The organism is Ruegeria sp. YTSA075, assembly GCF_059610245.1.
On record NZ_JBXWNG010000029.1, the window covers coordinates 1 to 8,979 of the forward strand.

The following is an 8,979-nucleotide window of genomic DNA, read 5'->3' on the forward strand; positions in this document are numbered from 1 at the left end:
GCTTGGCACCGATTTCCTGAATCGGCTTCTTGTTCGCCTCACGCGCGATTTCGATGTCAGATTTATAGCTCATTGGGTTCTGGGCTCCGTGCAAAGTAGGTCGAACGAACTCAAACCCGCCGGTATTTGCGACCGGGGGTGGAATCGGATACTTTCTTTACGGTAAATAATTTTTCCCACTGGTCAATATCTGAATTGCAGAGACTTTGACAGAAAGGACATTTTGGGCGCGATGGCACCATCGGCTCACGCGTAGCGTTTGCGCCCCGCGCTAAGCCCCAGTAACCAATCCTCAACGATGCGGCGTTCAGGAAATGTTTTGTGTGTTGGGCTCTTCAAAAGATAATACCCCGACTGTGTTCGCACCGATATGTCCTGGATTGGTCTAACCAACGCACCGCTTTCAAGCAGCGGGTCAACAAGATGGGCCCAACCCAATGCGACGCCCAAACCATCTACTGCCGCTTGTATAGAGAGAGGATAGGTGTTGAAGGCCACTGCGCGTTCCATCGATGCAGTGGGTATTCCATTGCCACTAAGCCAAGTATGCCATGTCATCCATTCCGCATGACTGCTCGTCACTTCAATCAGATCCAACTCCGGCAGGGCAGATAGAGTTGCCGCCTCTGGATTACTTAATAGGTACTCTGGGCTACAGATCGGGAACACCGTTTCTCCGAACAAAAGCTGAGCGTCATATCCGGGCCAATCCCCATCCCCACGCAAGATTGTCAGATCCATCGAGTCAGCTAGACACTCAGCATCGCTGTCGGAAGACACCAGTGAAATACGGATGCGGCCATTGGATTTGTTGAACTTGCGCAACTGCGGCATCAACCACAGAGACGCAACGGAATTGGTAGCAGAGATCGAGACCGTGTTGGCCTGATGCTTGGCCAGCATATCGCGACTGACATCCCGCATCAGGTCCAGCGATTTTTCCACGGTGGCCAACAATATGGCACCTTGCTGCGTCAGTGAAACCGATCGATGGCCTCTGACAAACAAGGGTACGTCATAGTGTTGTTCCAACAGACGTACTTTGCGACTGATAGCGGTTTCAGAAATATTCAGCACCTTGCTGGCCTGCGCAAAACTCTGCGCCTTCGCCGCGGCCTCAAAAGCCAGAAAGTAGTCGAGTGGCGGCAGAATCTTACCGGTAACTGGAGCTTTCTTAGGCATACGCGAGCTGATTCCCACTTTGGATGTATTCACAATCAAAAACATCTGCCCGCATCAGTTTGCTTTCGATCAGGCAACTGACTGTTAAAGTAGCGAAAAGTTGATTTAGCCTCAAGAAATTATAGCCAAAGCCCCGCAAATCTCTGTTCTGTGTTCAGCGCATTTCTAGGCAGAATGCACAAATTCGGGGCCGGAAGAGCCCTAACATCAAAATGAACGTCACTCAGGGAGCAAACATGAAACTTACAAACCTACTTTCTGCTGCAACCTTGGCAGCGATAGCGGGCACCGGAGCCAATGCAGAAGACAGCAGCGATCCGATCGTCATCCCAATTCATAACTGGTCCAGCCAGATCGTGATGTCGAATGTTGTCGGCCTGATCTTCGAAGAGATGGGCAACAATGTCGAATACGTCACCACCGACAGCCAAGCGGTCTACGAGTCGGTACGACTTGGCGATGTGGCACTGGAAATGGAAGTCTGGGAAGGCGCGTTTGGCGCATCCTACCGTGCAGCACTTGAAAAGGGAGGTCTGCATGATGCGGGTGATCATGACGCGGTCACGCGCGAAGATTGGTGGTATCCAATGTGGACCAAGGAGGCCTGCCCGGGCCTGCCCGATTGGCAAGCCCTGAACGATTGTGCTCACCTGTTCGCGACAGCCGAAACAGGTGACAAGGGCCGGTATCTGGATGGTCCAGTTGACTGGTTGAAACATGGCAAAGAACGAGCCGAAGCGCTTGATCTGAACTTCACCGTAATCAACGCTGGCTCTGCCGCAGCACTTTGGGCCGAGATTGGCGCAGCTGAGGCCGAAAAAAAGCCGGTTCTCGTATTTAACTGGACGCCAAACTTTGCCGAAGCCGTCTGGCCCGGTGAGTTTGTAGAATTCCCGAAGTGGGAAGACGGATGCGACAAAGATCCGTCCAAGGGTCCGAACCCGGATGCCCTGTACGATTGTGGTAACCCGGCTTCCGGCTACCTGAAAAAGGCGGCTTGGGATGGCATGAAAGAAAAATGGCCAGCCGCATATTGCGCCCTGACCGAGATTTCTTTCACCAACCCACAGATTGCTGAGATGGCGAAGCTGGTCGACACGGATGAGCTTGAGCCTGAAGAGGCAGCCGAAGAATGGCTAGATGCCAACCGTAGTGTCGTTGATCCCTGGATCAGCGCCTGCAGTTCGTAACCCGTCCAAATACGACAATACTGGTGCGGCCTTGACCAATCCGCGATGCGAGGCCGCACTCAACAAGGAAGAAAAACAGCCATGTCAGCCACAGCGCCTGTGATATCAGCCAAAAATGTCTGGAAATTGTTCGGACCCTCGCCCGTGAGCTACCTGAACTCCCTGCCAGCAGGCCGTAGCTTTGATGAGATTCGTGCAGATGGGTACATTGCTGGGGTCAAGGACGTCTCAATCGAGGTTGGCCGTGGCGAAATGCTGGTCATCATGGGGCTTTCAGGATCAGGGAAGTCTACTTTGGTGCGGTGCTTTTCGCGCCTGCACGACATTACTGGCGGCACCATCGAAGTTGACGGTCAGGATATTATGAGCCTTAGCGAACGCGACTTGATCGAGCTACGGCGCAACAAGATGGGTATGGTGTTTCAATCCTTCGGCCTGCTGCCACATCGAACAGTTTTAGACAACGTTGCATTTCCGTTGGAGATGCGTGGTCAGGATCGTCATGACAGGCGCGAGCGCGCGCTGGAGGTCGTGAAGCTGGTTGGGCTTGAGGGTCGTGAAGAATATTTCCCGCGTGAACTCAGCGGCGGGCAACAGCAGCGTGTTGGTATCGCCCGATCCCTGGCGATTGAACCGGATATCTGGTTTCTTGACGAGCCGTTCTCGGCTTTGGACCCGTTGATCCGGCGCGAAATGCAGGACGAGTTTCTGCGTCTACAAGAAATGCTGGGAAAGACCATTGTCTTTATCACACATGATTTTGACGAAGCGCTGCGCCTGGCGGACCGGATAGCGATTATGCGAAACGGTGCGGTGGAACAGTGTGATACGCCGGATCAGATCGTCATGAACCCTGCCACGAAATACGTGGCGAAATTCACCGAGGACATCGACAAAGCCCGCGTGGTGCACGCGAAGGGACTGGCAAAGCCGGTCAATGGGCACGCCTTGGAAGGCGCGCCAATCAATGGCGGTTCGACCATCCACGAATTGGCGCGGGTTCTGGTCAATGACAACCGCATCCTGTTGCCGGTCGCCGATGATAAGGGCGTTGTCACCGGCGTTCTGGAACGCGATGCCGCGTTGAACGTTCTGCTCGGAGCCGAGTGATGGCGACGCTGACCACTGAACTGCCGGAAACTTCGGACAGACCGTGGGGACGTACCCGCGTGCTTACTGCTCTGTTGATTGCGGCATTTGCGCTGATTCTTGCTAAGGCTTTTGGTGTTCTGCCTGAATGGCTGAACCGCATCCCAGAGGCTGCAATACCGCCGACGGCACAGGTTTTGGACGCCATTTTTAGCTTCATTCAAACCGACCTTGGCCTAATTTATGTTACCCGTTTTATCGCTGAAGGCCCGCTTGAGTTTTTACTGGACACATCCGCAAACCTTTTGGAGGGCAAGCGTCGCTGGCCCTATCTGGGGCCAATCCCATGGTCAGCAGTCGCCGCTGTTGCAGCTGTCGTCGGATATGCTGTTGGCGGTTGGAAGCTGGCCGCTTTAGGGGCCGGAACCTTCATCTGGACCGCAGCGATCGGACAGTGGAAGATGGCCATGCAGACAATGTCCGTCATTGTGGTTGCAGCACCCCTAGCCTTTCTGCTGGGTTTGACCCTGGGTATCGCTGCTTGGAAATACGGCTGGTTCGAGCGGATGCTGAAACCCATCTTGTCCGTTCTGCAAACACTGCCGTTTTTTACATATCTATTGCCCGCCGTGATTTTCTTTAAAGTCGGGCCAACAGCCGGGGCCGTCGCGACGATTACCTTCGCCATCCCGCCGATGATTCTGATGACCACTCTGGGCCTGAAGAAAGTCAGCCCCGAAGTGGTAGAAGCAGGCAAGATGTCCGGATGTACCCGCTGGCAGATGCTGCGACATGTCTATGTTCCCGCCGCGCGCACCGAGATTCTGGTTGGAGTTAACCAAGTGATCATGTTGTGCCTGGCCATGGTGGTGCTGACCGCTTTCATCGGCATGCCTGGCCTTGGCGCCAAACTGTTGGCGATGATGGGCAGCTTCAAACTCGGGCGTTCTTTTGAGATTGGTGTGACCATCGTTCTTCTGGCGGTCATGCTTGATAGGATGTCAAAGGCTTGGGTCATCAAACAGCCCGTTCATTTCGAACGTGGTACGCCGTGGTGGAAACGGCACCAGATCTCACTGATCGCGCTGGGTCTGTTTGTTGGGTTCACTCTGCTGTCGCAGGTCTTCCCGATCCTGGCCGAAGTCGGCCGCAAACAACATCTGAGCCAGGGCAAGGAAATCGACGTGGTGATCAAGTCGTTCCTGGCCATCGATGCTATCAAAGGGACAACCGAATGGTTGCGCTGGTTCCTGAACGTCAAGGTTCTGATCCCGTTCCGGAACACGTTGCTTGCCATTCCGACACCCGCTTTCATACTGCTGGTGGTTTCCTTTGCCTATTGGGTCGGTGGTCGCAAACCCGGCATCTATGCCGCAGTCTTCTTTATAATCGTGGCTTTCTCGGGCTGGTGGGATCGCTCCGTTATCACGCTCTACACCGTGATTTCAGCGGTCGCGCTGGCGACACTGATCGGTATCCCCCTGGGAGTTGTCGCGGCCCGATCCACCCGCTGGTCCAATAGCATTCTGCTGGCGTGCGACACCGCGCAGACCTTCCCAAGCTTCATCTACCTGATTCCTGCGATCATGTTGTTCGGCGTCAATGATGTGGCTGTTGTGTTCTCGATCCTGATCTTCGCCGCTGTACCGTTGATCCGGTACACGATTATTGGCCTCAGCAGCGTACCGCCGGAAATGACCGAAGCGGCCGACATGTCCGGCTCGACCCGTCGACAAAAGCTGATGTCGGTGCAGTTCCCACTGGCGCTGCCAACAATGGCGGTCGGGTTTAACCAGGCAATCATGTTCTCGTTCTTCATGGTCATCATCGCGGCGTTCATCGGCACGCAGGATCTGGGACAGGAATTGCAGCGGACACTGGCGGGCACCGAGTTGGGCAAGAACTTTGTCCTTGGGATGAACGTGTCGCTGATGGCGCTGACCTTTGACATGGCCATCAGCAGCTGGGCGGAACAGCGTAAAAAGCGACTAGGGCTAGACTGAGATGGCACAGCTACAAAACAGACGCAGTGTTGCCCGTTTCGACGATACAGGATTCATCCGGATGCGGATGAAGGGTCTGCCAGACGAGCAGGTTTGGTGGAAGAACGTCAGCTTTGATGAGGAGACCGGGCAAGGCAGCTATCTTATGAAGATGGCGCCGGGCACACGCTCGAACCCCTACATCCATCACGGACCAGAGGAGTTCTTTGTCCTTGAAGGCGATCTGACCGATCACGATGGGTTTTGCTATCGCAGCGGGGATTTCGTCAGCCTTGCCGTGGGATCCAGCCATTGCTCGCACACTGAGGCGGGCTGTCTTTTGGTGGTCACGCACCGCGGTGCGACGGAATCCATTCAGGAAGGTGTATTATGAATGTGAAGCCGGTTTTTGAAGTTCCATTCGAACGGAGCGGGGTACTGGCCCCTGGCCTTCCGATCCTGCCCCACGGGACAGAGCGCCACCCGATTCCAGGAATGGGGTCGCGCGCTGTTCCGATATCCAAAGGCGATACCATCACGCTGTTGGACCGCGATGGAATGCAACCGGCCGAAATGGTCTTTTTTGCTCCTGACCGGAGTTCCGACGCAGCCATGCTGGGCGCGCAGGGGCATGGGCGACCCGAAGGGTTGATTGCAACGCTGGCAAATGGCTCCGCTTCAGGGAAAAAGGTACTGCGAGCTCTGGAAACCGCCGGTTTCGAAGTCGGAAAAGGTGACGCAATTCGTGCTTTCACAGATGGGTCACGCCCCGGCGACATGGCGCATTTCGTCGCGGAAAACGATGGCCTTTTGATCGTCGCCGCACCCGGCAAGGCGATGCGCCCAGAGGACCACAATCCGCCCACGGATATCATCTTGTATATCCAGCGCTCCGCACCCGGATTGGAAAAGCCCGATGTAGGCCCGCCTGATCCGTTGGCTGATCCTTTGAAGGACATCAACATTCAGCCCGGCAATGCCAAGTCCTATGAGGTCAAAGCAGGAGAATTCATACAGATCGTGGATATATGCGGACGCGAATGTTCCGATTTCCAGGCCTTCAGCCGCCGTGCACTGGATCAGGGAATCGAGCGCGAAATTGACCCGACGACAACCCGCAGCCTGATGGGAAGTTTGTATCCTCAACCGGGGATCTTCTCGAAATACTGGTCGGTCGATCAAGAGCCTTTGGTCGAAATCGTACAGGACACTTGCGGACGGCATGACACCTTCGGCCTTGCTTGTACCGCGCGGTACTACGAAGACCTTGGCTATCCCGGTCACGTGAATTGTTCGGACAATATCAACAAGGATCTGGATCAGTATGGCATCAAGCCCCGCGGAGGCTGGCCGGCAATCAATTTCTTTTTCAATACAATGCTGGACGAGACCAACGCCATTGGAATGGACGATCCGTGGTCACGACCGGGCGACTTCGTCCTGCTGCGTGCACTGACTGATTTGGTCTGCGTCAGCACTGGATGTCCATGCGACATCGATCCGGCGAATGGCTGGAACCCAACCGACATTCAGGTGCGAACCTACAAAGCGACCGAAGATTTCAAACGATCCTACGGCTACAGAAAATCTGCGGAGGCGGATGTGGAAGAAACCAAAAAAACCGCGTTTCACGACTGCTTTGCGCGGCATACCCGTGATTTCGTCGAATACAATGGCTATTGGTTACCCAACACGATGACCAATCACGGCACCATTGCCGAGTACTGGGCCTGTCGAGACAAGGTTGCCGTCATGGACTTGAGCCCATTGCGGAAATACGAGGTTGTCGGACCCGACGCAGAAGAGTTGATGCAGCTTTGTGTGACCCGCAACATGAAAAAGCTGAGTGTTGGTCAGGTCGTCTATACGGCCATGTGTTATGAGCACGGCGGTATGATCGACGATGGTACAGTTTATCGTCTGGGTGAAACAAACTTCCGCTGGATTGGCGGGAACGACACCAGCGGATTGTGGCTGCAGGAGCAGGCACTCAAACGCCATATGAATGTCTGGGTGCGCAGTTCGACAGACCAGCTACACAACATCGCGGTGCAAGGGCGGCACAGTCGCGACGTTCTTTCCAAAACATTCTGGACGCCACCTCAACAACCGACGATCGAAGAACTGCCATGGTTCCGGTTTACCGTCGCACGTGTGGGCGATGTGCAGGGGACGTCAGTGGTTATTTCCCGGACCGGTTATTCGGGTGAACTTGGATACGAAATCTTCTGCCACCCGAACGATGCGGTAGAAATCTTTGACCGCGTTTGGGAAGCCGGTGAGGAATATGGCATCGCACCGCTCGGGCTCGCGGCACTCGACATGTTGCGGATCGAAGGTGGATTGATCTTTGCCGGATCGGAATTCGACGATCAGACGGACCCGTTTGAAGCAGGCATCGGCTTTACTGTGCCGTTGAAATCAAAAACCGACGATTTCATCGGACGGGCCGCGATCGAAGAGCGCAAGGCACACCCGCACCGCAAACTGGTTGGTTTCGAGGTCGAAGGCGGCACGGTCCCCTCGCCTGGCGATTGCGTGCGCATTGGAAAAGCGCAGGTTGGCGAGATTACAAGCGCAATGAAATCACCAGTTCTTGGCAAAGTAATCGCATTGGGCCGGGTTTCTGTTACCCATGCTACCATTGGGTCGGACATTGAAATTGGGCAGTTGGACGGGCAGCAAAAACGGTTGAAAGCCAAGATCGTTCCATTCCCGCATTTTGATCCGACAAAGGAACGTGTGAAAGGGATATACGCAGAAGTGACGGTTTCGGACGCTGCAGAGTAGCAGCTAAGAAAGGCGACGATATTCGAGTTGATCATGACCGATCGTTGCCAAGCCTCAAGAGAGCGCTCGTCATTCGACTGTGGGATTCTGTCTAAAACGGGCATTTTCAGATTGCCCCTCTTTCAAATCACCATGGTCGCTTTACTGGCGTTGTATTGAATACCCAGTTTAGCGGACGAATTTGATCGGATTACTATGCTGGAAAGCTACGAAACCACTGCTGTCGCTCCCGAAGGCGCAATTTGTGAAACCTTTATGGGCTTGGCTGGCACCAAGGGCATTTCATGCTTTTGGTCATTTTCGTATCGAAGCGATAACGCAGAGCTATTTTTTCGCGACGCTTGGCTTGAAGTTATTGGTTGTCGCGAAGGTGGCAGCCCATCAGTTTCCGACCCTGTGAACCACCCCGACAGCTACAACTTGCGGGAACTGATCACAGAGCTCGGCACATACCGCGTGTCGAAGAAGGACAAGAGTCAGCAAAACCAAACGGTTCTGTTGCGAAGTTTACCGAAGTTCAGAGAAATACATCCGACTTGCTTTGTTATGCGAGCAGTTCTCTGAATTGTTGAAAGGGACAGAGTCCGGGTTCTGTCGCAAACTCCGTCCCCAACCTGTCAGATTCGAACGCAGTTCTGTTAACGCGGGCTGGAATGTTCCAGGAGCAGGCCGTGACGATCTCATTTAAGGGTGCGCATTTTCCGAAAGACGTGATTTTGCACGCGGTTTTCTTCTACCTACGCTAC

At 54.4% G+C, this 8,979-nt stretch carries 7 protein-coding genes and 1 pseudogene; 7 read left to right on the forward strand and 1 reads right to left on the reverse strand.

The genetic code is table 11. From position 1 onward, the window contains the following. Positions 1-246: 246 nt before the first annotated feature. A complete protein-coding gene (locus tag AC2FGE_RS20720; protein WP_496821221.1) occupies positions 247-1,227 on the reverse strand; it encodes a LysR substrate-binding domain-containing protein in 981 nt (326 codons plus the stop codon). Positions 1,228-1,418: 191 nt separating this feature from the next. Between AC2FGE_RS20720 and AC2FGE_RS20725 the strand changes: the two genes are divergently transcribed. The 7 genes and pseudogenes from AC2FGE_RS20725 to AC2FGE_RS20755 form a co-directional block, all read left to right on the forward strand. Then, a complete protein-coding gene (locus AC2FGE_RS20725) occupies positions 1,419-2,372 on the forward strand; it encodes an ABC transporter substrate-binding protein (RefSeq protein ID WP_496821222.1) in 954 nt (317 codons plus the stop codon). A gap of 81 nt (positions 2,373-2,453) precedes the next feature. Then, the gene (locus tag AC2FGE_RS20730) at positions 2,454-3,482 is read left to right on the forward strand and encodes a quaternary amine ABC transporter ATP-binding protein (RefSeq protein WP_496821223.1); all 1,029 of its coding nucleotides are present in this window, start codon (positions 2,454-2,456) and stop codon (positions 3,480-3,482) included. After that, positions 3,482-5,464, forward strand: coding sequence for an ABC transporter permease (locus tag AC2FGE_RS20735; RefSeq protein ID WP_496821224.1), 1,983 nt, complete (start codon positions 3,482-3,484; stop codon positions 5,462-5,464). Before AC2FGE_RS20730 ends, AC2FGE_RS20735 begins: the two co-directional genes overlap by 1 nt. A 1-nt stretch (position 5,465) precedes the next feature. Beyond that, positions 5,466-5,837, forward strand: coding sequence for a cupin domain-containing protein (locus AC2FGE_RS20740; RefSeq protein ID WP_496821225.1), 372 nt, complete (start codon positions 5,466-5,468; stop codon positions 5,835-5,837). Next, positions 5,834-8,233 (forward strand): trimethylamine N-oxide demethylase, encoded by a 2,400-nt coding sequence (locus AC2FGE_RS20745; protein WP_496821227.1) that lies wholly within the window; start codon positions 5,834-5,836, stop codon positions 8,231-8,233. Before AC2FGE_RS20740 ends, AC2FGE_RS20745 begins: the two co-directional genes overlap by 4 nt. Positions 8,234-8,428: 195 nt before the next feature. Continuing rightward, on the forward strand, positions 8,429-8,797 hold the full coding sequence (locus AC2FGE_RS20750; protein ID WP_496821228.1) for a hypothetical protein: 369 nt from the start codon (positions 8,429-8,431) through the stop codon (positions 8,795-8,797). A gap of 107 nt (positions 8,798-8,904) precedes the next feature. Continuing rightward, a pseudogene (locus AC2FGE_RS20755) lies at positions 8,905-8,979 on the forward strand (IS6 family transposase); the annotation flags it as partial.

Excerpts from the sequence above, each read along its gene's own strand:
- AC2FGE_RS20730 (WP_496821223.1), top strand. The coding sequence starts at position 2,454 with ATGTCAGCCACAGCGCCTGTGATATCAGCCAAAAATGTCTGGAAATTG.
- AC2FGE_RS20720 (WP_496821221.1), bottom strand. The coding sequence starts at position 1,227 with ATGTTTTTGATTGTGAATACATCCAAAGTGGGAATCAGCTCGCGTATG.
- AC2FGE_RS20745 (WP_496821227.1), top strand. The coding sequence starts at position 5,834 with ATGAATGTGAAGCCGGTTTTTGAAGTTCCATTCGAACGGAGCGGGGTA.
- AC2FGE_RS20735 (WP_496821224.1), top strand. The coding sequence starts at position 3,482 with ATGGCGACGCTGACCACTGAACTGCCGGAAACTTCGGACAGACCGTGG.
- AC2FGE_RS20740 (WP_496821225.1), top strand. The coding sequence starts at position 5,466 with ATGGCACAGCTACAAAACAGACGCAGTGTTGCCCGTTTCGACGATACA.
- AC2FGE_RS20725 (WP_496821222.1), top strand. The coding sequence starts at position 1,419 with ATGAAACTTACAAACCTACTTTCTGCTGCAACCTTGGCAGCGATAGCG.
- AC2FGE_RS20750 (WP_496821228.1), top strand. The coding sequence starts at position 8,429 with ATGCTGGAAAGCTACGAAACCACTGCTGTCGCTCCCGAAGGCGCAATT.